This is a genomic window from Chroococcidiopsis sp. SAG 2025, from assembly GCF_032860985.1.
Classification (GTDB): Bacteria; Cyanobacteriota; Cyanobacteriia; order Cyanobacteriales; family Chroococcidiopsidaceae; genus Chroococcidiopsis.
This window is the reverse complement of the sequence record NZ_JAOCNC010000001.1, coordinates 195,274-218,711: the sequence shown is the minus strand read 5'-3', so window position 1 is coordinate 218,711 and position 23,438 is coordinate 195,274. Positions and strand designations below refer to the sequence as shown.

The 23,438-nt window shown below is 45.4% G+C and carries 25 protein-coding genes; 10 read left to right on the top strand and 15 right to left on the bottom strand.

All coding sequences use genetic code 11. The features are described 5' to 3' along the window. Positions 1–57 precede the first annotated feature (57 nt). From rplQ to N4J56_RS00965, 7 genes are all read left to right on the top strand, one after another. Positions 58–408 carry a 50S ribosomal protein L17 gene (rplQ, locus tag N4J56_RS00995; RefSeq protein ID WP_015152278.1) on the top strand — a complete coding sequence of 117 codons (351 nt, stop codon included), beginning with the start codon at positions 58–60 and terminating at the stop codon, positions 406–408. A gap of 20 nt (positions 409–428) precedes the next feature. Beyond that, on the top strand, positions 429–1,343 hold the full coding sequence (gene truA, locus N4J56_RS00990; protein ID WP_317104746.1) for a tRNA pseudouridine(38-40) synthase TruA: 915 nt from the start codon (positions 429–431) through the stop codon (positions 1,341–1,343). A 72-nt stretch (positions 1,344–1,415) separates the two neighbouring features. After that, the gene (gene rplM, locus N4J56_RS00985; RefSeq protein ID WP_015152276.1) at positions 1,416–1,868 is read left to right on the top strand and encodes a 50S ribosomal protein L13; all 453 of its coding nucleotides are present in this window, start codon (positions 1,416–1,418) and stop codon (positions 1,866–1,868) included. Then, positions 1,868–2,290 carry a 30S ribosomal protein S9 gene (gene rpsI, locus N4J56_RS00980; RefSeq protein ID WP_410500290.1) on the top strand — a complete coding sequence of 141 codons (423 nt, stop codon included), beginning with the start codon at positions 1,868–1,870 and terminating at the stop codon, positions 2,288–2,290. Before rplM ends, rpsI begins: the two co-directional genes overlap by 1 nt. A gap of 103 nt (positions 2,291–2,393) precedes the next feature. Next, positions 2,394–2,642 carry a 50S ribosomal protein L31 gene (gene rpmE / locus N4J56_RS00975; RefSeq protein WP_039714876.1) on the top strand — a complete coding sequence of 83 codons (249 nt, stop codon included), beginning with the start codon at positions 2,394–2,396 and terminating at the stop codon, positions 2,640–2,642. A gap of 117 nt (positions 2,643–2,759) precedes the next feature. Then, a complete protein-coding gene (gene prfA / locus N4J56_RS00970; RefSeq protein ID WP_317104745.1) occupies positions 2,760–3,860 on the top strand; it encodes a peptide chain release factor 1 in 1,101 nt (366 codons plus the stop codon). Between the two features lie 330 nt (positions 3,861–4,190). Further along, positions 4,191–4,676, top strand: coding sequence for a restriction endonuclease (locus N4J56_RS00965; protein ID WP_317104744.1), 486 nt, complete (start codon positions 4,191–4,193; stop codon positions 4,674–4,676). A 31-nt stretch (positions 4,677–4,707) separates the two neighbouring features. Here the strand turns inward: N4J56_RS00965 and N4J56_RS00960 are convergent, their stop codons facing one another. The 3 genes from N4J56_RS00960 to N4J56_RS00950 all read right to left on the bottom strand — a co-directional run bounded on the left by N4J56_RS00960 (position 4,708) and on the right by N4J56_RS00950 (position 5,629). Beyond that, positions 4,708–5,031, bottom strand: a complete 324-nt coding sequence (locus N4J56_RS00960) for a type II toxin-antitoxin system PemK/MazF family toxin (RefSeq protein ID WP_317104743.1) — start codon at positions 5,029–5,031, stop codon at positions 4,708–4,710. A gap of 25 nt (positions 5,032–5,056) precedes the next feature. Then, the gene (locus N4J56_RS00955; RefSeq protein ID WP_317104742.1) at positions 5,057–5,287 is read right to left on the bottom strand and encodes a DUF2281 domain-containing protein; all 231 of its coding nucleotides are present in this window, start codon (positions 5,285–5,287) and stop codon (positions 5,057–5,059) included. A gap of 111 nt (positions 5,288–5,398) precedes the next feature. Next, a complete protein-coding gene (locus N4J56_RS00950) occupies positions 5,399–5,629 on the bottom strand; it encodes a hypothetical protein (RefSeq protein ID WP_317104741.1) in 231 nt (76 codons plus the stop codon). A 238-nt stretch (positions 5,630–5,867) separates the two neighbouring features. Between N4J56_RS00950 and N4J56_RS00945 the strand changes: the two genes are divergently transcribed. From N4J56_RS00945 to secG, 3 genes are all read left to right on the top strand, one after another. Then, the gene (locus tag N4J56_RS00945) at positions 5,868–7,571 is read left to right on the top strand and encodes an ABC-F family ATP-binding cassette domain-containing protein (protein WP_317104740.1); all 1,704 of its coding nucleotides are present in this window, start codon (positions 5,868–5,870) and stop codon (positions 7,569–7,571) included. A gap of 231 nt (positions 7,572–7,802) precedes the next feature. Beyond that, positions 7,803–9,401 carry a 2,3-bisphosphoglycerate-independent phosphoglycerate mutase gene (gpmI, locus tag N4J56_RS00940; protein WP_317104739.1) on the top strand — a complete coding sequence of 533 codons (1,599 nt, stop codon included), beginning with the start codon at positions 7,803–7,805 and terminating at the stop codon, positions 9,399–9,401. Positions 9,402–9,461: 60 nt separating this feature from the next. Beyond that, on the top strand, positions 9,462–9,695 hold the full coding sequence (secG, locus tag N4J56_RS00935) for a preprotein translocase subunit SecG (RefSeq protein ID WP_015152268.1): 234 nt from the start codon (positions 9,462–9,464) through the stop codon (positions 9,693–9,695). 49 nt (positions 9,696–9,744) lie between these two features. On the opposite strand, the gene N4J56_RS00930 is transcribed toward secG, so the two are convergent. From N4J56_RS00930 to N4J56_RS00875, 12 genes are all read right to left on the bottom strand, one after another. Beyond that, positions 9,745–10,917 carry a glycosyltransferase family 4 protein gene (locus tag N4J56_RS00930; RefSeq protein ID WP_317104738.1) on the bottom strand — a complete coding sequence of 391 codons (1,173 nt, stop codon included), beginning with the start codon at positions 10,915–10,917 and terminating at the stop codon, positions 9,745–9,747. Positions 10,918–11,029: 112 nt separating this feature from the next. Further along, positions 11,030–11,158, bottom strand: coding sequence for a hypothetical protein (locus N4J56_RS00925; protein ID WP_317104737.1), 129 nt, complete (start codon positions 11,156–11,158; stop codon positions 11,030–11,032). After that, positions 11,148–12,824 carry an MFS transporter gene (locus N4J56_RS00920; RefSeq protein WP_317104736.1) on the bottom strand — a complete coding sequence of 559 codons (1,677 nt, stop codon included), beginning with the start codon at positions 12,822–12,824 and terminating at the stop codon, positions 11,148–11,150. Before N4J56_RS00920 ends, N4J56_RS00925 begins: the two co-directional genes overlap by 11 nt. Then, the gene (gene recO / locus N4J56_RS00915; RefSeq protein WP_317104735.1) at positions 12,811–13,770 is read right to left on the bottom strand and encodes a DNA repair protein RecO; all 960 of its coding nucleotides are present in this window, start codon (positions 13,768–13,770) and stop codon (positions 12,811–12,813) included. The genes N4J56_RS00920 and recO overlap by 14 nt, the downstream gene beginning before the upstream one ends. 99 nt (positions 13,771–13,869) lie before the next feature. Then, entirely contained in the window at positions 13,870–14,583 is a 714-nt protein-coding gene (gene deoC, locus N4J56_RS00910; protein WP_317104734.1) for a deoxyribose-phosphate aldolase, read from the bottom strand. Between the two features lie 165 nt (positions 14,584–14,748). Continuing rightward, positions 14,749–16,053 carry a DNA cytosine methyltransferase gene (locus tag N4J56_RS00905; RefSeq protein WP_317104733.1) on the bottom strand — a complete coding sequence of 435 codons (1,305 nt, stop codon included), beginning with the start codon at positions 16,051–16,053 and terminating at the stop codon, positions 14,749–14,751. 102 nt (positions 16,054–16,155) lie between these two features. Next, positions 16,156–17,334, bottom strand: a complete 1,179-nt coding sequence (locus tag N4J56_RS00900; protein WP_317104732.1) for a cysteine desulfurase family protein — start codon at positions 17,332–17,334, stop codon at positions 16,156–16,158. A gap of 104 nt (positions 17,335–17,438) precedes the next feature. Beyond that, complete coding sequence (locus N4J56_RS00895; RefSeq protein ID WP_317104731.1) at positions 17,439–18,713, bottom strand: glycosyltransferase; 1,275 nt, start codon at positions 18,711–18,713, stop codon at positions 17,439–17,441. Positions 18,714–18,875: 162 nt separating this feature from the next. Beyond that, entirely contained in the window at positions 18,876–20,108 is a 1,233-nt protein-coding gene (locus N4J56_RS00890; protein WP_317104730.1) for a glycosyltransferase, read from the bottom strand. A gap of 29 nt (positions 20,109–20,137) precedes the next feature. Next, on the bottom strand, positions 20,138–20,941 hold the full coding sequence (locus N4J56_RS00885; RefSeq protein ID WP_317104729.1) for a class I SAM-dependent methyltransferase: 804 nt from the start codon (positions 20,939–20,941) through the stop codon (positions 20,138–20,140). A gap of 66 nt (positions 20,942–21,007) precedes the next feature. Next, positions 21,008–21,745: a class I SAM-dependent methyltransferase gene (locus N4J56_RS00880; RefSeq protein ID WP_317104728.1), complete on the bottom strand. Its 738-nt coding sequence runs from the start codon at positions 21,743–21,745 to the stop codon at positions 21,008–21,010. Continuing rightward, positions 21,742–23,268: a lipopolysaccharide biosynthesis protein gene (locus tag N4J56_RS00875; protein WP_317104727.1), complete on the bottom strand. Its 1,527-nt coding sequence runs from the start codon at positions 23,266–23,268 to the stop codon at positions 21,742–21,744. The genes N4J56_RS00880 and N4J56_RS00875 overlap by 4 nt, the downstream gene beginning before the upstream one ends. Positions 23,269–23,438: the final 170 nt, after the last annotated feature.

Genomic DNA, 23,438 nt, shown 5'->3' with positions numbered 1-23,438 from the left:
TGAAAGAAGGATGTAGCAATCCATCCTTCACCCCCGACCCTACATCCTTTTACGATCATGCGTCACCGCAATAGCATTAAAAAACTTAGTAAACCAGCAGACCAACGCCGCGCCCTACTAAGAGCGCTGACCACCGAACTACTCAGACACGGACGAATTACCACTACTAAAGTAAGAGCAAAGGTCGTACAGTCTGAAGCAGAAAAAATGATTACCCTAGCTAAAGATGGCTCTTTAGCAGCTCGTCGTCAAGCTATGGGATATATCTACGATAAGCAACTCGTACACGCTCTATTCGAGCAAGTCCCCGATCGCTATGGTAGCCGCGCTGGCGGTTACACTCGCGTTTTACAAACGATACGCCGTCGAGGCGACAACGCAGAAATGGCAATTATCGAACTCGTTTAAAATACTGTGGCACTTTGGAAATGGCTGTTTGGCAACCTGAATTGACAAGTAGAGTCGCCCTGGTAATTCAATACCTGGGTACTCGTTTTCATGGATGGCAGCGGCAGCCGCAGCAGCGTACGGTTCAGGAAGAAATAGAAACTGCGATCGCCAATGTCCTGGGTTATCCAGTTGTTATTCATGGAGCAGGCAGAACGGATGCCGGAGTTCATGCTGCTGCCCAAGTCGCTCACTTTAATGTAGTTGATTGTCCGATTCCAGCTCATCGCTGGGCAGCAATTCTCAACAGTCGTCTGCCAGAAGATATCTTAATTCGCGCTTCGGCTGAGGTGAGTTTGGATTGGCACGCCCGCTTTTCTGCTAAGTGGCGGCGCTATCGCTACACGCTCTACACAGATCCCCGACCGAATTTGTTTGTCAAAGCTTTTAGCTGGCACTATTATCACGCACCTCTAGATGAATCCTTAATTCAAGCAGCATTAAAACCTCTACTCGGCAACCACCATTTAGCAGCTTTTCATCGGGCGGGTTCTAGCCGCGCTCATTCTTGGGTAGAAATACAAGCAGCAGAATGCCATCGCCAAGGTTCGTTCGTGCAAATTGAATTACAGGCAAATGGCTTTTTGTACGGAATGGTACGGTTATTACTGGGATTGCTGGTTCAAGTTGGCAGCGGACAGCGATCGCTAGCTAATTTTACTGAGATTTGGCAGCAACAGCGCCGCGCCGAAGTTAAGTACGCTGCCCCTGCTGCTGGTTTATGCCTATTACGGGTCGGCTATACCGACTTCCCCTTTCCTACTGAAATTTGGTACGATACGCAGCCCCAGTTTTTCTTACCAGATGTAACCGTTGCCCCAAGAGAACAGATCGAGCCGTCTACTCCATCCTGCATAGCAGCTGCTCTAATTTCTCAGGTTGCCGCACAAACATGAACCCAAATTATTTCAAGTAAATTATTTTAGGGTAGATATTCTAGTAGATTATTTCAGGATAGTAAAACCACCATGACCAAAACCTACATCCCCCCTCAAGATACGATTAATCAGCAGTGGTATCTGGTCGATGCCGCTGACCAACGTTTAGGCAGGCTCGCCACCGAAATTGCTAATATTCTGCGAGGCAAAAATAAGCCAGAATTTACTCCACATATGGACACTGGTGATTTTGTTATCGTTGTCAACGCTGAGAAAATTAAAGTTACAGGGAAAAAACGCAGTCAAAAAGTTTATCGCCGTCATTCTGGAAGACCTGGCGGGATGAAAACCGAAACATTTGCTCAACTTCAAGCTCGGATACCAGAGCGCATTGTAGAACAAGCTGTTAAAGGTATGCTGCCAAAAAACAGCTTGGGCAGACAACTATTTACTAAGCTCAAAGTCTACGCTGGAGCAGAACATCCCCATCAAGCACAGAAACCAGAAGCAATTAAAATTCAAACCATCCCAGGAGATAAGTAATGCAAGCAACACAAACCACTGCTACTAACGGGCGAGTCATGTACTGGGGTACAGGACGACGCAAAGCGTCTGTAGCTAGAGTTCGTCTAGTTCCAGGTAACGGTCAACTCGTCGTCAATGGTAAAGCTGGCGACTTATATTTTCAATTCAATGCCAGCTACCTTGCAGCCGCTAAAGCACCTTTAGAGACCCTGGGTCTAGAGAACGAATATGACATTCTCGTAAACGCCCACGGCGGCGGCTTAACCGGACAAGCCGATTCAATTCGTTTAGGAGTTGCCCGTGCCCTTTGCCAGTTGGAGCCAGAAAATCGCTTACATCTGAAGAAAGAGGGTTATTTAACTCGCGATCCCAGAGCGAAAGAACGGAAGAAATACGGCTTACATAAAGCACGGAAAGCCCCTCAGTTCTCGAAGCGATAAGTTTGTTGGTGGTTTGTTATTGATTGTTGGTAGAGCCAATGACAACTGACAAATGACAAATGACCAATTAGCTAGAATAAAATTAGAAAAATAGGAAAAAGAGATGGCAAAACCAGATATTCATCCGCAGTGGTATCCCGAAGCTAAGGTTTACTGCAACGGGGAACTAGTCATGACTGTTGGTTCGACCAAGCCAGAACTCCACGTTGATGTCTGGTCTGGCAACCACCCGTTCTATACTGGAACTCAAAAGATTATCGATACTGAAGGGCGTGTAGAACGCTTCTTGAGAAAATACGGCATGATGGATTCTCAGCAAGGCACGTCAGAAGGCAAGTCCAAGAAGAAGTAGCGCGGTCAACTCAATTTTGGATTTTAGATTTTGGATTTAGGTCGGAAAAAATCTGAAGTCTAAGTTCACAAATTTTTGTTTATGACCCAATCTACTATTTGCTGAGCGATCGCGATTATGGCGGAACCTTACCTGCTAAATAAGCTTAAATCTGTCGAGCAAACCTATAACGAATTGACTCGTCGCCTTGCCGACCCAGACATTGCTACCGATCCGGTAGAGATGCAACGGGTAGCGAAGGCTCGTTCTTCTTTTGAAGAAGTCGTTAATACCTATGAGACTTGGAAAAACGCTCAAGAAGAACTCAAGGGAGCGCGTCAAGTCTTAAAAGAAGCAGCCAGCGATCCGGAGTTGCAAGAAATGGCAGCTTTGGAAGTGCAGGAATTAGAAACGCAGTTGGAGCAGCTAGAAACGCGCTTGAAGGTTTTGCTGCTACCCCGTGACCCGAATGATGATAAGAATATCATGCTAGAAATTCGAGCGGGTACTGGCGGCGACGAGGCAAGTATCTGGGCTGGCGATTTAATTAGAATGTACTCGCGCTATGCCGATACTCAGAACTGGCGCGTCAAGCTGGTGAGCGAATCTTTGGCGGAAATGGGCGGCTTCAAAGAAGCAGTGCTAGAAATTCAAGGTGACTCGGTCTACAGCAAACTCAAGTTTGAAGCAGGGGTTCACCGCGTTCAGCGCGTACCAGTGACAGAAGCGGGGGGAAGAGTTCATACATCTACTGCGACTGTAGCGGTGATGCCAGAAGTAGATGATGTGGAAATTCACATCGATCCCACCGAAATTGAAATGAAAACAGCTCGTTCTGGCGGTGCTGGCGGTCAAAACGTCAACAAGGTGGAGACAGCAGTAGACTTATTCCACAAACCGACGGGAATTCGGATTTTCTGTACAGAAGAACGCAGCCAGTTACAAAACAAAGAACGGGCAATGCAAATCTTGCGGGCTAAATTGTATGAAATGAAGCTGCGGGAACAACAGGAAGCTGTGACTTCGATGCGGCGATCGCAAGTTGGAACGGGTTCGCGATCGGAGAAGATTCGCACCTACAACTACAAAGATAATCGCGTCACAGACCATCGTTTGGGACAGAATTATTCTCTGAACCCAGTCCTAGAAGGCGATATAGAAACAATTATTCAGGATTGTATCGCTCAAGATCAGCAGGAACAGTTAGCTGAGTTGGCTGCTTCTAGTGCGGGTGCGTAGAAGGCGATCGCGCTTGGATTGGTACGTTAAGATATGGCAACATAATCCTTCCTAAATTTAGGGAGGATTAATTTTTATATATGTGAAACTGCGCCAGGGAAGATCCCTGTGATGAGAAAATGCGATCGCGCTTAGGGATTGTGGGGTGAGGAAGTGCGATCGCATTGTCTCTACGAAATTATAAAGAGTTAGCTAAGAGTATTTGAAATATCAGTACAAATATTTCAGTTAAAGTAATATATATTACAACTACAAGAGAAATATGCAAGACACTTTTGTCGTGGCTTTAAAGAAATGTCTTATACAGATACATAGAATTAGGAGTATTTTGTGCTACCACTTATTGTTGGTGCTGCCTTAGCTGGGGCTGCTATTTTTGTTGGTGTTAATGAGCTTGCTAAGGAAAGTGAAAGACATAGGCAAGAAGAGGAAAGACGTATTCTTGCTAGCGGTATTCAAGAAGTTGACAAGATGAGCGGAAAAGAGTTTGAACAACTTTTATCTATACTTTTTAGAAAAACTGGATACCAAGTGAGTCTGACTTTAGACACTCAAGATTATGGAGCAGATCTAATTTTGTACAAGGATGGTATAAAAACTATTGTTCAGGCAAAACGAAGTAAAAATCCTGTAGGAGTGAAGGCTGTACAAGAAGTATCATGTGCAGTCAAACACTATAAAGCAAACAAGGCAATGGTAGTTACAAACAATCGATTTACAGACAATGCATTTAATCTTGCATATTCTAATGGAGTAAAACTATGGGATAGAAAGAGGCTAATTGAGTTCATGCTCAGTGCTAAAAACTCAAAGTAGAATTAATTGGTATTTCCATCAAAGCGATCGCCTACTCCTCGCTTAACAAGCCTAAAATTAGGCTCAGTGCTATCGCCAGCTTTTGCAAGTAGATATCATCTAAATGACCTAATACACTAATCAATCTAGATTTGTCTATAACTCGAATTTGTTCGCAAAGTATTACAGAGTCTTGGCTAATTCCTCCAATATCTGCTGGAACGAATATATGAGAAGGCAATAACGTACGGCGAATATTGGTTGTAAACGGCGCAATAATTGTGTGAGGACTGATAGCATTAGCACGATCGATTTGTAGAATAACTACAGGTTGTATCCTGCCTGTTCTGTACCTATTACAGGATTGAGATCGCACAAAGCTACATCTCCTCTAGAAACTGCTACCACTGAATTTCACCACGGGCAAGACGTTCTTCGTATTCTTTTAAATTTTCTAAATAATCTGAAAAGGCTGACTCAGCGAGTTTTAAAGCTTCAGTTAACTGCGTCCACAACTCAGAACGATCGCTGTTTCTTGTAATCATCAAAAAATCTACGAAGTCATTCACTTCTTGAACGAGAGGTTCGGGTAATTGGCGAATTTTTGAAATTGTTTCATCGTACAAATTCATCTTCAAGTCCCTGGCGCGATCGCACTATATTCCCGATCTCCAGCTTAACCAAAGACTACTTTGGAGATCGAAATAGCGATCGCCCCCCCTCCCTATCCAACCAACCTCAAACTACTGCTGAATCTCTCCCCGCGCCAAACGTGTTTCGTACTCTTCTGGGTGCTTGGAATAATCTGATAAATCTGAAGTGCTAATTTTCAATGCTTCGGTAGATTGCATCCATAAAGCCGAGCGAGTGTTATCTTTGTCTAATCGTAAAGAGTCTACAAAATGACTTACTTCCTTAACAAGCGGTTCTGGCAGTTGGAGAATTTTGGAAATTGTCTCATCATACAAGCTCATTTGTTATTCCTTGTTTGAATCAATTGGATGCACCGAATTTGCGTACCAACAGCCTAGTGAAGATAATTCAATATAGAGGTGTGAGGACTGCGCGTCAATCATATTAGTCACCTTATGTGACTTCAACCTAGAAATTAAGATTCTCCAAATCTTTTGTCGGTATTGAAGAATGCCCCCTACATCTTGCGATTAAATTTTGTTACGATGTCGATGAAGCGATCGCCCTTGGAGAGACTGAATGCTGCGACTGGAACACATTAGTAAAATTTATCCTACTGGTGAAGTCCTGAAAGATGTGAATTGGGAAGTCAAAGCAGGCGATCGCATCGGTTTAGTAGGTGTCAACGGAGCAGGCAAGTCTACCCAACTGAAAATTATTGCTGGAGAGATTGAGCCAACCACCGGAGAGGTGATTCGTCCTGCTAGTTTACACATAGCATACTTGACCCAAGAATTTGAAGTCGATCCTACTCGTACTGTAAAGGAAGAGTTCTGGCGTGCCTTTGTTGAGGCAAACGAAGTTCATGAAAGTTTGACAAACGTACAACATCAGTTAGAAACCGCAACACCCGAAGAATTAGATAAACTCCTGCGACAAATGGATCGCTTCCAGCGCCAGTTTGAAGCTTTGGATGGTTACAGCCTGGAGGCGCAAATCGATAAAATCTTGCCAGAGCTGGGATTTGAACCAGGAGATGGCGATCGCCTTGTCAGCGCTTTTAGTGGCGGTTGGCAGATGCGGATGAGTTTGGGCAAGATTTTACTACAAAAACCCGATTTGTTACTTCTAGACGAGCCGACTAACCATTTAGATTTAGAAACTATTGAGTGGTTGGAAAATTACCTGAAAGGGTTAATTACACCGATGGTAATTGTTTCTCACGACCGCGAATTCCTCGATCGCCTTTGCACTCAAATTGTCGAAACTGAGAGAGGAGTTTCCACCACATATTTAGGTAACTATTCGATTTATTTACAACAAAAATTTGAAGCTAAGGAAGCACAACAAAGTGCCTACGAACGGCAACAGAAAGAACTTGACAAACAGCAAGCCTTTGTCGATAAATTTAGAGCTAGTGCTACTCGCAGTACGCAAGCAAAAAGCCGCGAAAAACAATTAGATAAAATCGAGCGTGTCGAAGCACCGATATCTGACTTAAAAACCCTGCATTTTCGCTTTCCACCCGCACCCCGTAGCGGACGAGAAGTGGTGAAAATTCAAGATTTAACCCATGTATATGACGACAAAATCTTATTTTTAGGTGGAAACCTCTTAATAGAAAGAGGCGATCGCATTGCTTTTCTCGGTCCCAATGGTGCGGGTAAATCTACATTACTGCGTCTGATTACAGGAATGGAGGAACCGACAGAAGGAGCAGTCGAACTAGGCGCTCATAACGTGATTCCTAGCTATTTCGAGCAGAATCAAGCAGAAGCCTTAGATTTAAACAAAACCGTCATGGAAACGATCCATGATGAAGTTCCCGACTGGACGAATGAAGAAGTTCGCACGTTGTTAGGAAGATTTTTATTTAGCGGCGACACGGTATTTAAAAAAGTTGCAGCCTTAAGTGGAGGCGAAAAAGCCCGTCTTGCCTTAGCAAAAATGCTGCTGCGTCCGGCAAATTTATTGATTTTAGATGAGCCGACAAATCATTTAGATATTCCAGCGAAAGAAATGCTGGAAGAAGCAATTCAAAATTACGATGGTACGGTACTGATCGTTTCTCACGATCGCTACTTCATCTCTCAAGTTGCCAACAAAATTATTGAAATTCGCGATGGAGAATTTCGAGTTTATTTGGGAGATTACCATTACTACCAAAATAAATTAGCAGAAGAACGAGAACAGGAAAGACAAGCCGCGATTGCTGCCGAGAAAGCTGCTAAAAAAGCCGCCAAAGCCGCTAAAGCTGCCGCTAAGAAAGGGAGTAGGAGTTAGGAGAGAGACAAGGGAGACAAGGGAGACAAGGGGGAGATTCAATCTAGAATCCGAAATCTCAAATCTACAATTCCTCACTCCTCACTCCTCGCCCCTCCCAGAGGCGATCCCCAGTAGAAAAACTGAAAGTTATAGTAGAGAAAATGACAAAATCAGCAAAAAAACCCTTGCAGAGACAATCAGCAGTGGTATCATGACGGTTGAGTTAACAAAAGTAAAGGGTAACATCGTATGACCCAAGCACCTGTTGCTCCCGTGGTGCTAGTGATATTAGACGGATGGGGTTATCGCGAGGCAGCAGACGGTAACGCGATTTCATCTGCAAAAACTCCTGTAATGGATAGCCTCTGGGCAGTCTATCCCAGAACTCTAATTCGCACTTCAGGCAAAGCAGTAGGGTTGCCAGAGGGTCAAATGGGCAACTCGGAAGTCGGACACCTGAATATTGGTGCAGGGCGAGTTGTACCGCAAGAATTAGTCAGAATTACAGACGCGGTCGAAGATGGTTCAATTGGGCAAAACGCAGCGATTGCTCAGTTGTGCCGAGAAGTCAAAGACAGAAATGGTAAACTGCATCTAATCGGCTTATGCTCGGAAGGTGGGGTACACTCCCATTTAAGCCACTTGTTAGGATTACTAGACTTAGCAAAGGCGCAAGAGATCGCTCAGGTATGCATCCATGCAATCACGGATGGACGCGATACAACACCTACAGAAGGCGTGGAAGCTCTCAAACAGATTCAAGAACACGCAGAGTCAATTGGTGTTGGTCAGATCGTCACTCTAAGCGGTCGTTACTACGCAATGGATCGCGATCGCCGCTGGGATCGCGTTAAACGTGCCTACGATGTGATGACTCAAGACGGTGCAGGCGACGGGCGATCGGCAGTTGAGGTCTTACAAGCTTCCTACGATGAGGGAGTCACTGATGAATTTGTCATCCCTACCCGCATCGCTCCGGGAGCGGTAGAACCAGGTGATGGCGTAGTCTTTTACAATTTTCGCCCCGATCGCGCCAGACAGCTCACTTATGCTTTTGTCAAGCCAGATTTTGACGGCTTTGAACGGCAGCAGATCGAGCCTTTATCATTTGTCACGTTTACGCAATACGACTCCGAACTTTCCGTCCCCATCGCTTTTGAGCCGCAGAATCTTAATAACATTTTAGGCGAAGTCATCTCCCAGCATGGACTCAAGCAGTTTCGCACCGCAGAGACAGAAAAATACGCCCACGTTACTTACTTCTTCAATGGCGGCTTAGAAGACCCATTTGCAGGTGAAGATCGGGAAATGGTGATGAGTCCGATGGTGGCGACCTACGACAAAGCGCCAGCCATGTCAGCTGAAGCGGTGACTGATGTAGCGATCGCCGCGATAAAGCAACAAGTTTACTCCCTGGTAGTCATTAACTATGCCAACCCTGATATGGTAGGTCATACAGGTGATATAGGTGCGACTGTAGAAGCAGTTGAAACTGTCGATCGATGCTTGGGACGGTTATTGGAGGCGATCGGTCAAGTAGGAGGCACGACATTAGTCACAGCCGATCACGGTAATGCTGAATCCCTCCGCGACGAACAGGGAAATCCTTGGACGGCACACACGACTAATCCAGTCCCCTTCATTTTAATTGAAGGCGAAAAAGCAAAAATACCCGGTTACGGTACAGAGGTAGCGCTTAGGAGTGACGGCAAGCTTGCCGATCTCGCGCCGACGATTTTAGAAATCTTGCAGCTTTCCCAACCAGCAGAGATGACTGGTCAATCTTTAATTGCTCCAGCTAAGTATGAAGTACAATCTTCCCGTACTCCTGTCAGAATGGGCTGGTAAAGTTAAATAAGTAAGCAAGTAAGCTATACTTTTTTTGCGCCATCTGAGCTAATTCGCACTATGACAGTTACTACAGTTCTTGAAGCTATCTGGGCATTTTCTGCCGTGGGTTTGATTGTTTTGGTATTACTGCACAGTCCCAAAGGTGATGGGATCGGTGCGATCGGCGGTCAGGCACAGTTATTTAGCAGTACCAAAAGTGCCGAAACAACGCTAAATCGCGTTACTTGGGCATTGGTAGTAACGTTTTTAGGTTTAACAGTAGTTTTAAGTGCTGGTTGGTTGAATAGATAAATTGTAGAGGCGTTCCCGGGAACGCCTCTACAATTTATCTAGAATTTATCTAGAGTCGAGCGCGAAACTTAGAACTGAGAATTTTTGAACTTTGCCGTTGTGACAATACGCTGTCATAAAGCTGCTCTAACCGATTGATATTCTGACTCAGGGTATAGCGCTCTATTACTCGCTGTCGCGCTTTTTGCCCTAGTAAGATGGTAAGTTCTGGATGATCTTGAAACAAAGGTAGCAGAGTTGATAGTTGTGACGTGACGCGCCTGGGAGTGAGAACTACACCAGCGCCATTCTCTAACACTTCCCCATCTGCACCCACATTTGTAGCTAAACATGCCAGACCACAAGCCATTGCCTCTAACAAAGAAATTGACAATCCCTCTACCAAAGACGGCAAAACAAACACATCGCTACCACGCAAAATCTCCAACCGTCGACTTTCATCGGCAATATATCCCAGCCAGTAAATGCCAAATTCTGCGCTGTAGAAAGGTCGCAAAGAAGCGGTAAGGGGACCATCACCTACCATGAGCAATTTACTACTAGGTTTCATCTCCGCTTGCTTCCAGGCGCGAAGCAATGCTTCGATATTTTTTTCCGCCGCAATTCGACCTTGATAGACGAATAGTCGTTCGGCGTGGAATTCTTGCTTGATGCGTGAAGTCCCAGGACTATACTTCTGTACGTCTACGCCGTTGGGGATCACTGCTACTTTGTCAGCAGTCAAACCCATTTTAACAAACAACTCTCGCTGGACTTCCGAAAAGACGATAACGCGATCGTAGTTGATTAAAAATGGAGCATACAGTTGATATGCCAGCAATTGAGTACCCGATACGAGTTTTGCCCCTTTACCAGCATAGGGAGTGTGGAAAGTTGCAATAAGAGGCAGGTTCAGCTCCTCGCAAATCTCTGGCAGGATGAAATCTAGGGGAGATAGCGTTAAAGATGCATGAACTAAATCTGGTTTTAACTCCCGTAGCGACTGAGTTAAAACCTTTGTTGCCCCTAAAGTCGGGATTGTATAGACTTGAGACTTATAGAGGAAAGGTAGAGGGACTTCTGGGCAGTCGGGCCAATTATCCCGCTTAGCTTCTTCTTCTTCTTGAGCGAAGTGAAGAAAACTCACCTGATTTCCTCGGTCTAGCAAGGCATTAGTAACTTCTCGACTGTAAGTAACATTGCCACAAAAGGGTGATTTTTTTCCAATCCAGGCAATATGCATTCGGTTGCGGCTCGATTTTCCGATCTAGTAAGAGACTTAGGAGTCGGGAGTCGGGTGTGGGGTGTAGGGTGTGGGGTGTAGGGTGTGGGGTGTGGGGTGTGGTGCGTGGTGGTCAATTCTCTCCCTCAGCAGCAACTTGCGCTCCCTCAGCTCCGCGACTCTCTCTTTCCCCTGCTCCCTGCTCCCTGCTCCCTGCTCCCTTGATTCTCCCCAAAGCCTCTCGTTGATAACTAACTAACAATCTGGGTCTCTGTACGGCAAATATACCAGGTTAAGAGACCTCCTGCGATCGCGATTACGGCTAAACTTAGAAAAACTGCCTGTAAACCAATTAATGTCTCTGCTAAACCAGCCAGTGCTAGCGGTAGAGATAAAGCAATATTAATGGCGTTATTTTGGAGACCAAAGACTTTACCATGCATGTCAGGCGGAGTCTCTTTTTGAATTGTGGTCTGCATGGGGATCGCTACTAAGGCAGCACAAGCCCCTAGCAGCGCAATCAATGCTAAAGCAAACCACAGTTGTTGGGAGAACATCGATAGACCGACTAAGGAGGCTGCTACGCCCACAGAACCCCACAAACTTAACTGAGCGTGGGAAAAGCGTTGACCGAATTGACCGAGGAGAGTTGCACCAGAGGCAATTCCAACTCCGCCAGCCGCTAACAAAAAGCCAAACTGAGAAGACTTTAGCCCTGGAATGACTTCTGCTAACCGCACGGCAAGCACGGTTAGAGCGGCAAAGATGGAAAATAAAATGATTAGCTGGAGGAGGGCATTGCGGACGCGACGATTGTGTTTGAGATAGCTGAGTCCATCACGTAGATCTTGCAAAACGTGGGGCGGTTCTCGATCGCTATCGGGTAGGCTCTCGCCAGTTTTGAGAAGAAATAAAATCAGTCCGGCGATCGCGTAACTCCCGCCAACAACGATTTCCTTACCCATACCTGTACCGACACCAATGCGATCGGTAATTGTATCGGCGATCGCCAGTAATGGTTCTCCTACCGCAAATCCCACAACCACCAAAGCCATCATTGTCGTGGTGTAAAGCGAGTTAGCTGATAGTAAGTGTCTTCGCTCCACGACTAACGGAATTGCTGCTTGTTCGGCTGGAGCAAAGAACTGTGTCAGTGTCGAGATCGCAAACGATAATCCTAAAAGAATCGCAAAGCCTACGGGCAAATTAAAAATTGAATGCCAGTCTTGCGTGAACCACAACAGAAATGGGACTGACAACACAAAAACGCCCCGTAGCAAGTTTGTCACTACAAGTACAATCTTTTTCGACCATCGATCGACAAATACCCCTGCAACTGAGCCAAATAAGACTGCGGGGATGGTAAAAGCCATCATAATCGCCGAAACCCACCCGCTGATACTTTGATCGCTGGCTTGAAAGCGACTGGAAATGATAGCGATCGTCATCACTAAATAAACTTTATCGGCAAGTTGAGAAAAGACTTGACCGCTCCATAAAGAGAGAAAATTGCGGTTGCGCAAAACCGGCAAAAATCCTTGTGGCTCTTCAGATGGTGGCTCATCTCCATGCACTTGAGAACTGCCATTTGAGCCACCCGACTCCGTGGCGATCGTGCTATCCTTGCTGTCTAGCGTTTTTGTAACTACGCCATTTCTAACAGTTTCATTTAACTGCTCTATTTTTGGCAGCTTGTCATCTGCCTCTCCCATATAAAATTCACTTTTTTCTTGAGTGTTGGTTTTTTCTTGGAAGTTTGTACTTTCAGCTACAGAATTATGAGATATTTGCTTTTTACTAGATAAATATCTGGGCGTAGATGGCGTAGACCGCGAATTAGCAGCGTGACCCCCAACGGGACTTCTGAGGAAATTAGCCTCAGCAGAGGATGGCTTGATATTTCTGGTATCTAAATCAAACGGTTGCATGATCTTCTGTTAAAGGACTCGGCAGAGAAGCGAAATAACTATCAATTAGGGCAGCTGACCGAATTGGGCGACCGAAGTGATACTGTACGTACTGACGCAAAATGCGTTCGATGGATAACCAATCATGGTGATGCAAATCAGCGATCGCAGGTAGATTAGCCTGAGACAGATGTTGCAATAGAGTTAGTTCTGCGGCATTTATCCGCCGATCGAGTACGAGTTTCTCTTGCTTGTGGGCGATCGCCCGATAACCCGTACCAATCGCCTCTGCCACTCTGCCCGTAGGTGGCAAAATCTTGGTATTAGTAACATCATCAGGTTTTATAGATTTGTTTCGATCGCTATTTTTGTCTGTAGCCGATGCATTTTCCCAGGCGGACAAATTTACCGTTCCTCCTGCTGATGTACTAAATCCTACTTGCCACTCAGGAGTAGAAAAATCTGGAGTCAGGGAATTTGCCGTTAAAGAACAAGCTTGAACTTGGGGCGCAATCCCTGCCAAAGCCAACAGGTGAAACGCTGCATGGCATAGATGAGCCAAAATAGAAAATCCTGAAGATTTAGGCAATTGTTCCAGGCGTTTAAGATGCTCGTTGAGCAAGTAAAACAATTCAGTTTGGGGTTGTTCGCTCAAAGCTTGACACATCGCCATTTCTGCCAAATACTGGCTAGCAGCTAGCTTACCTAAGTCTTGACCCAGAGCCGGATATGACTCTAGGGTTTCAGCTTGAGTAATTTTATCGAGCGATCGCCCTTTAGCAATCAACAATTCGTTGACGACAAACAACCCACTTCTACCACCAATCTTTGAATTTTGCTTTCTCACCCCAGGCGCAACAGCTCGGATCAAACCAAACTCCTGAGTCAAAATCGTCAACAATCGATCTGCCTCACCCAAAGGCATACTCTTTAAATTAATTCCAGTGGCTTTGTAGGTACGACTCATAGATTAGGGGGTAAGGAGTGAGGAGTGAGGGAAAAATTAGGGAAACAGAGGTGGGGGAAACAGCAGTAATTTTTATCTATACTCTAGTTCCACTTACCCCTAACTCCTCGCTCCTCGCTCCTCGAAGCTTGTCTCTTTTTCCAGGTTATCGCGCTGGCGGAGTAGATCGACGCTGCGAGATGTACCTAGTCGCGTCGCCCCTGCCAATATTAGCTCTATTGCCTGGTCTATAGTGCGAATTCCTCCCGATGCTTTAATACCGACTCGTTCCTTAGCAATTTCTTTAAGTAAGCGCACGTCTGCCACTGTTGCACCCCCATTCCATCCCGTACTTGTTTTGAGAAACGCTGCTCCCGCATCCATACATATATCTGCGGCAAGTCGTTTTTCTGCCTCTGTCAGAAGGGTGGTTTCTAAAATAACTTTGACTGTCTGCCCCGTTTCTTCACAAATTTCGGCTATTTCTCGGTGCAGTGCTTCTGTTTTCTCAGCTTTAAGCCAGCCTAAATTGATGACGACATCTAATTCAGTCGCCCCGCTGTCGGCTGCTTCTTGCGCTTCGTACAGCTTTACCGCTGATGTCGTGGCTCCGGTAGGGAAGCCAATCACCGTGCAAACTTTTGGTTTTTTGCCGTAGAGCAATTCTGCTGCTTGCCGCACGTAGACGGGGTTGATACAAACTGCGGCAAATCCAAATCTGTCTGCTTCCATACACCACTGTTCTACCTGGGCGGGCGTTGCCGTCGGGATCAGCAAGGTATGGTCGATTAATGGGGCAATGTCAATCTCTCGGTAGTCTGCTGCTGCCACCATCACGTATGCTCTCAGTTACCTCTGTTTTAAGTTTTATCAGAATTCTGAGACATTATTTAAAGTTTTTTTAATTTAAAGTTTTTGACTGGCGCGATCGCCCATAACTCTCGGCTAGCGCGAAACAAATAACCTACCAATTCTAGTCAACAATACCGAAAACGACACTCATTCTCTTCGCTTCTGTCTTAACCTTGGCGCGATCGCATTTGCCGCTACACCATAAATTCGTGCTGCTTGAGTCATATTGAGTTGAAGTAGGCGATCGCTTCCCAGTTGTTGTGTTTCTTTTAGTTTGACTGGAACTACTCCTAAAACACGGATAATTTCTCTAGCAATTGCCTGAGCTAAAAGTGGTGGTACAGAATTTCCTACCTGGCGAAAACCGTGCCATTTTGTCTGATGAAATCGAAACCAATCGGGATAAGAATGCAATCGGGCGGCTTCTCTAACAGTAATACATCTTGGCTTATAGGGATGAATCGGACGGGGTGAAGTAAAAGCCCCTAAATTACTCGCCGTCCCAGCTCGTAAAGTATTACAAATGCCTTCAGGAGCAAGTTTATAAAAGTGGCTGATTGGCTCTACTTCCCCCCAATTGGTAGTAGCAAATCTAGCAATAGAATTGTCACCGTGACGAGTTCTCATGCTAGAAGTCAATAGACATGAATCAAAGTGGCGATCGCCAGCGTAGTTATCATTGTTAGCAAAAATACCGCGCATTTTACTACTATAATGACTGGGTTTGCTGTATTCAACAATTGTCCAATCTTGCCGAAGTAATTCTGGATACATTTCTACTACTGGAAGGTCGCACAGTGCATCCCAAATTGTAGGAGTTGGTTTTAAATGAGGTAAATTTAAAATATATTTTGATTTACGAGAGAGTGAGGGTTTCGTTATCGGTTGAGGATAGTCAGGCAAAGGTAAACCGTAACGACAGCCAAGCAGAAATAACCTAGCTCGATCTTGAGGTATACCATAGTTTGCCGCGTTTAAAACTCGATAATCTGTTTTAACTTCGTATCCACCAGCGCCAAAAGCTGCAATTAATTCTGAGAGAAATTGCCGATGATTGCCAATAGTTAATCCTGGCACGTTTTCAAATACAAAATATTTTGGTTTTAGCTCTAGTACCAATCGCAAAAAGTGATGTACCAACGCATTGCGCGGATCGTCCAAAGCGCGTTTGCCAATTAACGAAAATCCCTGACAGGGAGAACCGCCAAAGACGACATCAATATCGCGATCGCCTATTGTCGAACGATTTCTAATTTCTGTACCTGTAGCATCGATCGCGCTCTTACATAAAACCGAGCAAAGCGGAAAATTAAACTGATGGGTTGCACAATGGATCGGATCGATTTCCACAGCTGCCAGGACATCAAAACCTGCTTGTTCAAAACCAAGCGTCATCCCACCAACACCTGCAAACAAATCTACACCGATAGGTCGTCCGCTATCCATTTCCATTGTTCAAACACACCACGTTCAAACACACCACAGTTTGAAGTCAATTATCGCCCGTGGCTTGTCTTTTTTTCCGATTCATCTTTACCAATAACTGTTAACTGTTCAGCGATCGGCGATCGCTGATAACTGCTTTTGTCGCCGCAGGCTAGAGATTGTCGCCACCACGTGTTCTGTTACGCGATCGATCTCCTCTATCGTATTAAACCGCCCAATCCCAAATCGAATTGAGGCATAAGCTAGCTGTTCCGAACGCCCCAAGGCGAGTAAAACGTGAGACGGGGCTGTTTTGGCAGAAGAACAAGCCGCGCCGGAAGACACCGCTACAACAGGCTGTAACCCCAGGTGTAGGGCAGTGCCGTCAACTCCTTCGACGCTAATGTTTAAATTCCCAGGCAACCTTTGGCTGGGATGTCCGTTTAAATACACCCCATCTAATTGGCTCAACTTTTGCCACAGCCGATCTCGTAGTTGCATTTGGCGCTTTGCCTCTGTCTCTCGTTCTGCCAAAGCGATCGCGACTGCTTGACCAAAACCAACAATCTGCGGCGTATACAAAGTCCCAGAACGCATTCCCCGTTCTTGTCCGCCGCCGTGTAGCTGTGGTGCTAGTTGGACTCTAGGATTGCGCCGTCGCACGTACAAAGCACCAATCCCTTTTGGTCCATGAACTTTGTGCGCCGTCAGCGACATTAAATCGATCTGCATCGCCTGCACGTCGAGCAAAATTTTCCCAATCGCCTGTGCAGCATCAGTATGAAATAAAACTTGGCGATCGCGACACATTTTCCCAATCTCTGCCAACGGTTGCAATACACCAATTTCATTGTTTGCTGCCATCACCGAGACTAAAATCGTATCGGGACGGAATGCTTGTGCTAATTTCTCTAGATCGATTAACCCGTCTATTTGCACGGGTAAAAACGTCACCTCAAAACCGAGCGATCGCAAATATTCGCTAGGGTCGATAACAGCATTATGCTCTGTCGCCAGCGTAATAATGTGCCGTCCTTTCTGAAAATAAGCCTCAGCCACCCCTTTAATGGCTAAATTATTTGCTTCCGTCGCTCCACTCGTAAAGACAATTTCCTCTGGCGTAGCCGCGATCGCATCTGCCAATATTTCCCTTGCTTGTCTCACCGCCGCTTCTGCTTCCCAGCCGTAAAAGTGGCTGTTACTCGACGGATTACCAAAATGCTCTCGAAAATAGGGTAACATCGCCTGCAAAACTCTTTCATCTAGCGGCGTAGTTGAGTGGCAATCTAAGTAAATTGGGCGAGACATGGCAATAGTGGTAATTGGTAATTGGTAATTGGTAGTTGGTAGTTGGTAGTTGCTCCCGATCGCTCCCTCAGCTCTCTTCTCCCCGACTCCCGACTCCCGACTCCCTAATCATTGCTCTCCGTGACGCGCCAGCTGAGTTTGAGGTTGATCCAGAAGTTCCAGAACGTGACGATCGCGATCGCTAGGAGATTGGCGATTTGATAGTGGACGTGCAAAGTGTTGTACAGGACATTCAGCAGCAGGATATTCAAGACCAAACCCATTAAGCAGACGATATTAAATTTCAACAACCGCTTGATCCGCTTGCGCCAACCGCGTTGCTGTCGGGACATATCGCTGAACGTCCAAGCATCGTTCCAGAAAAAGTTATTGATAATAGCAGCTTCCGCCGCGATCGCTTTACTCCGCGTCAAACCCCATCCCAAGCCACTCGGATCGTGGAGGAGATATAAAACTGCCATATCGACAAATACCCCGCTAAAACCAACCGCACCGAAGCGGATAAATCTGCCAATCGGAAAATTAATTTTTTGTCGAATTCTGCCGATCCGTCCTCGCGAAACTCGCAGTCCGATCAAGTGCTTGATGTAGTCTACATACTGCTTCCACGTAACTTTGCTTTCGCCTTCGCGCCGTTCTTGGAAAACGTAACCTACTTCAGCAATTTCTTTAATATCTCCCCGTCCCAAAACTTCAATTAAAATTTTGTAGCCTACAGGACTGAGAGCTGCTCCGGCGATCGCTTGTCGCTGTACCATAAAATAACCGCTCATGGGGTCAGACACGCGCCCCACGACTTGCGGTAAGATTACCAAACCTAATAGTTGTGCGCCTCTTGACAAAAAGCGACGTACCGCACTCCAGCTACTCACTCCCCCACCTTCAATGTGGCGACTAGCTACAGCTAAATCTGCACCATCGTTCATTGCCGCTAAAAGTTTCAACAAGACCTGCGGTGGGTGTTGTAGGTCGCCATCAATTACGCCTAAAATCTCTCCATTGGCTACTTGCCAACCGCGCACCACAGCTGTAGAAAGTCCCTTTTCCGTAGTCCGTCGCATCACCCGCAATTGGGGGTACTCTACCATTAGACGCTGAGCAATTTCCCACGTCCGATCCGGGCTATCATCGTCAACGACGATTAATTCATAATCTTCTGGCAGAATTGGATCGAGTAAATCGGTGAGAATGCTGACGATCGCGCGAATGTTTTTTCCTTCGTTATATGTAGGTATAACCAGAGAAAAGCGTACCGAAAAGCTTTTTTGTCCTCTATTTGTCTGAAAATCTCTATCTGAGGTAGCGGCTGGTGCAGTTTCAGGTATGAGTAGAGAGCCTGTAGGAACTGGTAATAGGAAGCTTTGTTGTCCGAGTGCCATAAATATTTTTGTGTGTATTTTATTACTTTGTTCCGATAAAACCTATACAATCTTTGTCAGCGCCGCCAAGCTATTTCTCTGCTTCCTCCTGGGTGAATTATACCTAACCGCGATTCAGATGTTTTGCTAACTGCTCTTGCTCCAAGACTCCATGTTGTGTCTTCAAGCACGTAATAGTTTTTGATAGATCTCAACGAGTTGTCCGTTAAGTCGCTGGATGTTGTAATATTGTTCCACACAGGCTCGACCTGCTACGCCCATTTTTTGCCAAATTTCGGGGTTTTCTAGCAGATAACTCAATTTTTCAGCTAAAGCATCCGCATCTCGTTCTGGTACTAAAAATCCTGACTTACCGTGTTCGACAAGTTCGGGAATGCCGCTATGCATGGTACTCAAAATTGGCATTCCGCAAGCCATTGCTTCCATTAAAGAGACTGGAATACCTTCTCTATCGCCATTTCTACTGGTAACGCTGGGAGCCATATAAATGTGAGCTTGAGCGAGAAGTTCGGTAATTTCTTGCTGTTGTTTCCAACCTAATAGTTTCACTTTATCGGTTACTTTAAGTTCTTGACTTAGCTTTTGTAACTCGTCTTTTAAACAGCCGTCTCCTACTATTTGATATTCTATTTGGGGAAAATCTTTTGCTAGTTTTGCTACAGCCCGAATTCCATATTCTACGCCTTTTTTTTCGACCAGACGCGCAATAGTAATTACCCGCACTACGCGCTCGCTGTATTGACGTGCTTTAAAAGTGAATTGATGACAATCAATTCCCATATGGTGAACGACAATTTTCTTTTCGTCGCCACCTAATTCAATGAGTTTTTGCTGCCAAAGCTTGCTAATTGGCATTAATAAATCTGCGGTCGATAGCAAGCGATCGTAAACGCGATCGCCGACTTGTTGAAGATAAAGAGTAATATCAAATCCGTGAAATACGGTAATCAATCGACCTTGAATTGCCCCGATTTCTTTTAATACAGCCGCTTTCACACCATTCATCCCAAAATGGCAGTGAATGATATCATACGATCTACTGCGTCTTAGCCAAGGAGTTAACTCGTAAATTAGCGTCAGTCGGCTGACTTGTCTGACAGATTCAGAATAGAGCAACCGCGCGATCGCATGAGGTGCTTTGGGAAAATTAGTGGCGATTAAACCCAATCCTTTCAGCCATTGTTGCCAGCGATTATCGGGCATTTTAGCAGCATAAAAAGTTCGCGATCGCAAGTCATATTTTTCGACATCTGGATGCACTTTTGAATCTTGCGATCGCGGTTGAACGGCATAAATATCTACCTCATGTCCTAGCTCGATTAAACCTGAAATTTGATTCAGGATAAAGGTTTCAGACAAAGCTGGAAATTCCTGCACGACAAAGGCTATTTTCATCTAAAACCAAGTAGAAACAACTCTATTATCTAAGAGCGATCGCCCTCAACTAACTTTTGGACTCGTTGGCGCTTCCACCATCTTGTCACCCGAACAATTCCAGGTAGATTTGTCAGGGCAACTAAGCCACGATAAGATATATTTTGCCGCAGAGAACTGAATCCTTTAATTGGTAAATAATCTTGTTGAGAAATCGTCCCAATTTCTGCCGCTCCTCGTTCGACAGCCGCGTGGATATAATCGTTTGTATTCCATACAGAGATTGTACTCCAATAGGTCAGCGCTCCTTCAACTGCTTTTCCTACTTCGATCAAATCTTCTAGGGTGACAACTTCATCCACGACTTGCAAACCTTCTCCCGATGCGTAGAGTGCTGCTTGCTTTCCTGGACTAGGAATCGTAAACAAAATTTTGCCTTGAGGACTCAGCAAAGTGTTAAATTTACGATGTAAATCTCCCCTTGCTGCTAGAGGAATATGTTCGTAAACATCAGGTAAAATAATCGCATCCCAGTTTCCCTCAATTACTTCTGTCACCACGTTAACTTGGCGATATTCAATTCGAGGGTGACTAAATAAACTCCGAGCCAAACGAAGATTTTCCGAACTAATATCTACTGCTAAAATCTGAGCTTTTTTTGCTATCCATTTAGCAATAAAATGAGTTCCCTGTCCCGAACCACAACCAATAACTAATATTCTTGCCGTATCGGGATGAATGGCTTTTGTAAAAAACTCTAGCTGGCGTTCGATACGTTCGTTACCGTAAACGTAATCTCGAATAAAAGTTGGAGAAAAGTTGTTGTAGAAAGTTTCAACTGGACTAACCACCATAGAATTGAATTTCTCCTTTTTTTGCTGAAAATATTACAGTAAAATTCTTCGCTAGAAAAGCTACAGTCAGGAAAAAATATTCTCCTCTCCTCTAGATTTTCTGGCAAGGATAATATACACCGCCGCATCGTTAGATAACTGTTCGGGATGGCGCGATTCCATCCAACCGATCGCCCGTTGAAGCAACCAAATGTAGAATTTGCGCAAACGACCTGGTACTTTTTCTTCCGTAGCATCTTGCCAAAGTTGCAATCCAGCAGATGCCATCCCAAAAACACTTTGCACCGATACGACCTCAAACCCAGCTTGAACGACTTCTCGTTGCAAACCAGCAGCCGTCCAGCGCCAGTAATCGCAAGGATCGGGATGATATCGCCAAATTCCGTGAGTCGAAAGCACCAAAGCGCTACCTGGCTTGAGAACTCGATAAGCTTCCTTCAAATAGACTTGAGGCTGTTCTACATGTTCTAAAACCTGAGAAGAGAGGACGCAATCAATACTTGCATCGGCAATTGGTAGCTGTCCTTGGGGACCAACCGCAATTTCTGCGCGATCGTTACCTGGAAAGTCAGCTCCAATATAGCGATCGAATTTTTGTTTGAATAATGATTCGTAAGGCTTGTTACCACAACCGTAATCCAGTAACTTTTCTCCTGGGACAAGCAACTCAGATTCAACTAGATGCTGTAACTTTTCCAGCAGCAATTTGAGAATTGCATAGCGGGAGTGAAAGCGGTTGGGACGCACGCGATCGCCCCGTTCTTGGACTTGATAAGTATACCGAGAAGGTGACGCTACTTTCATCGTCGTTGTTTAAATTCTTGCAGGAAGGACAGATAAAAAGATTTCTTGCCAAACAAATAAAACACGATCGCGACATACAATATTGTCATCACTAACGTGCAAGCGATCGCGATTTCCCACACTGGTAAAATCGGATCGAGTACAAATTTAACTCCAATTGTGGCAATCCCCGCGATGATAGCAGCAACAAGCGATTGGGCGATCGCCGAGAACAAATCGCTCGTCGTAATTTCTAGACCGCGGGTTGCATAATACATACAAGGATAGACTTGTAAGAGCATTGCTACGGCGTAGCATAAAGCAACTCCCCGCGCTCCATAAGGCAGACCGATAAAAAACGATACCACTGTCAAACTAGAAGCAAACACGCCCCATTTCAACATGCGGTCTGTTTTGCCTGTGGCAATATACAACCATCCAGCCGTATTGCAAAGCGGTTGAAATATGGCGGCGACACCAAGAAACCGAAATAGAAAACTAGCTTCTCGCCATTGAGAACCGAGAATGAGCGTCACCACTTCTTCAGAGATCGCGATCGAAAGGATAACTAAAGGTAGCGTGAGAAACGTAACCAGCGAGACTGCTTTAAGGTAGTAGTTGCGAAATTGCTGCGGGTCTGCCTGTAATCGACTTAAGCTCGGGATTGCGACCGCAGTAATCGGCGCGTTAATTTGCTGCAATGGTAAGAGTAACAAGCCATAAGCTTTGGAGTACAGCCCTAATTGTCCCGCACCCCAAGACCGACCGATTAAAATGTTATCTAGGTTGCGGGCAAAGTAATTAATTACGTTGAAGCCCGTGAGATGGCTGCCAAAAGTCAATAATTCGCGAATATTAGCGTGTCGTTGTGGCAAACTAGGTCGCCAGCTACACAGCAACCACGCACCTCCCATTTGACCGATCGCGATCGCGATTTGCATGACTACCAATGCCCAATATCCAGCTCCATACCAAGCTAAAACTAGAGCGCTGACGACTCCAAAAGCCATAGCAACAATATCAATCGCTGCTAAAGCAGTAAACCGCATCTGGCGGTTGAGCAACGCTTGATGCTGGACTGTTAAGCCTCCAAACAGAAAACCAATTGCTGAAACGATGGTAATTAAGGTTAAACGGGGTTCGTTGTAAAATACGGCGACAGCGGGAGCGAGCGCGCAAGTTACGAGAGTTAGTAACAGGCTAACTGCAATATTTACCCAAAACAGGTTGCTAATCTGGCGGTGGTTAATTTCTGCCTTTTGGATTGTTGCCATCGACAACCCCATATCTTTAAACAAGGCGACAAAACCCGTCACGGCAGTTACCATGCCGACTAAACCGTAATCCTGCGGCGCTAGCAGGCGGGCTAAAATGACAGTGGAACCGATCTGCAAGGTAAACTTACAAGCTTGAGCTACCAGCGTCACTGCTCCGCCGCGTACAGAACGCTTTTTGAGATCGGCATTGAGATGATCGGTGCGAAAGTGTCGGTCGCGATCGCTCTCGGAGCTGGTTTTTAAAGACTCTGGCAAAGGCTCTGGCAAGGCTGCACCTGTATAAGTTAACGGGAGCGATCTCGCGATCGTTCAATCTCGATCGTTGAATCAGTTACTCTGACTTCTGAGCATCATAATCAAAAGTTTGAATTCGGGCAATTCTACCCTAGAGTCGCCTTTTCAGCAATAACTTCTGGTCGAATAACTGCGATCGCGCT

Bases quoted from the DNA above. Each gene is read 5' to 3' on its own strand.
- rplQ (WP_015152278.1), top strand. From the start codon at position 58: ATGCGTCACCGCAATAGCATTAAAAAACTTAGTAAACCAGCAGACCAA.
- truA (WP_317104746.1), top strand. From the start codon at position 429: ATGGCTGTTTGGCAACCTGAATTGACAAGTAGAGTCGCCCTGGTAATT.
- rplM (WP_015152276.1), top strand. From the start codon at position 1,416: ATGACCAAAACCTACATCCCCCCTCAAGATACGATTAATCAGCAGTGG.
- rpsI (WP_410500290.1), top strand. From the start codon at position 1,868: ATGCAAGCAACACAAACCACTGCTACTAACGGGCGAGTCATGTACTGG.
- rpmE (WP_039714876.1), top strand. From the start codon at position 2,394: ATGGCAAAACCAGATATTCATCCGCAGTGGTATCCCGAAGCTAAGGTT.
- prfA (WP_317104745.1), top strand. From the start codon at position 2,760: ATGGCGGAACCTTACCTGCTAAATAAGCTTAAATCTGTCGAGCAAACC.
- N4J56_RS00955 (WP_317104742.1), bottom strand. From the start codon at position 5,287: ATGAATTTGTACGATGAAACAATTTCAAAAATTCGCCAATTACCCGAA.
- N4J56_RS00950 (WP_317104741.1), bottom strand. From the start codon at position 5,629: ATGAGCTTGTATGATGAGACAATTTCCAAAATTCTCCAACTGCCAGAA.
- N4J56_RS00945 (WP_317104740.1), top strand. From the start codon at position 5,868: ATGCTGCGACTGGAACACATTAGTAAAATTTATCCTACTGGTGAAGTC.
- gpmI (WP_317104739.1), top strand. From the start codon at position 7,803: ATGACCCAAGCACCTGTTGCTCCCGTGGTGCTAGTGATATTAGACGGA.
- secG (WP_015152268.1), top strand. From the start codon at position 9,462: ATGACAGTTACTACAGTTCTTGAAGCTATCTGGGCATTTTCTGCCGTG.
- N4J56_RS00930 (WP_317104738.1), bottom strand. From the start codon at position 10,917: ATGCATATTGCCTGGATTGGAAAAAAATCACCCTTTTGTGGCAATGTT.
- N4J56_RS00920 (WP_317104736.1), bottom strand. From the start codon at position 12,824: ATGCAACCGTTTGATTTAGATACCAGAAATATCAAGCCATCCTCTGCT.
- recO (WP_317104735.1), bottom strand. From the start codon at position 13,770: ATGAGTCGTACCTACAAAGCCACTGGAATTAATTTAAAGAGTATGCCT.
- deoC (WP_317104734.1), bottom strand. From the start codon at position 14,583: ATGGTGGCAGCAGCAGACTACCGAGAGATTGACATTGCCCCATTAATC.
- N4J56_RS00905 (WP_317104733.1), bottom strand. From the start codon at position 16,053: ATGGAAATGGATAGCGGACGACCTATCGGTGTAGATTTGTTTGCAGGT.
- N4J56_RS00900 (WP_317104732.1), bottom strand. From the start codon at position 17,334: ATGTCTCGCCCAATTTACTTAGATTGCCACTCAACTACGCCGCTAGAT.
- N4J56_RS00895 (WP_317104731.1), bottom strand. From the start codon at position 18,713: ATGGCACTCGGACAACAAAGCTTCCTATTACCAGTTCCTACAGGCTCT.
- N4J56_RS00890 (WP_317104730.1), bottom strand. From the start codon at position 20,108: ATGAAAATAGCCTTTGTCGTGCAGGAATTTCCAGCTTTGTCTGAAACC.
- N4J56_RS00885 (WP_317104729.1), bottom strand. From the start codon at position 20,941: ATGGTGGTTAGTCCAGTTGAAACTTTCTACAACAACTTTTCTCCAACT.
- N4J56_RS00880 (WP_317104728.1), bottom strand. From the start codon at position 21,745: ATGAAAGTAGCGTCACCTTCTCGGTATACTTATCAAGTCCAAGAACGG.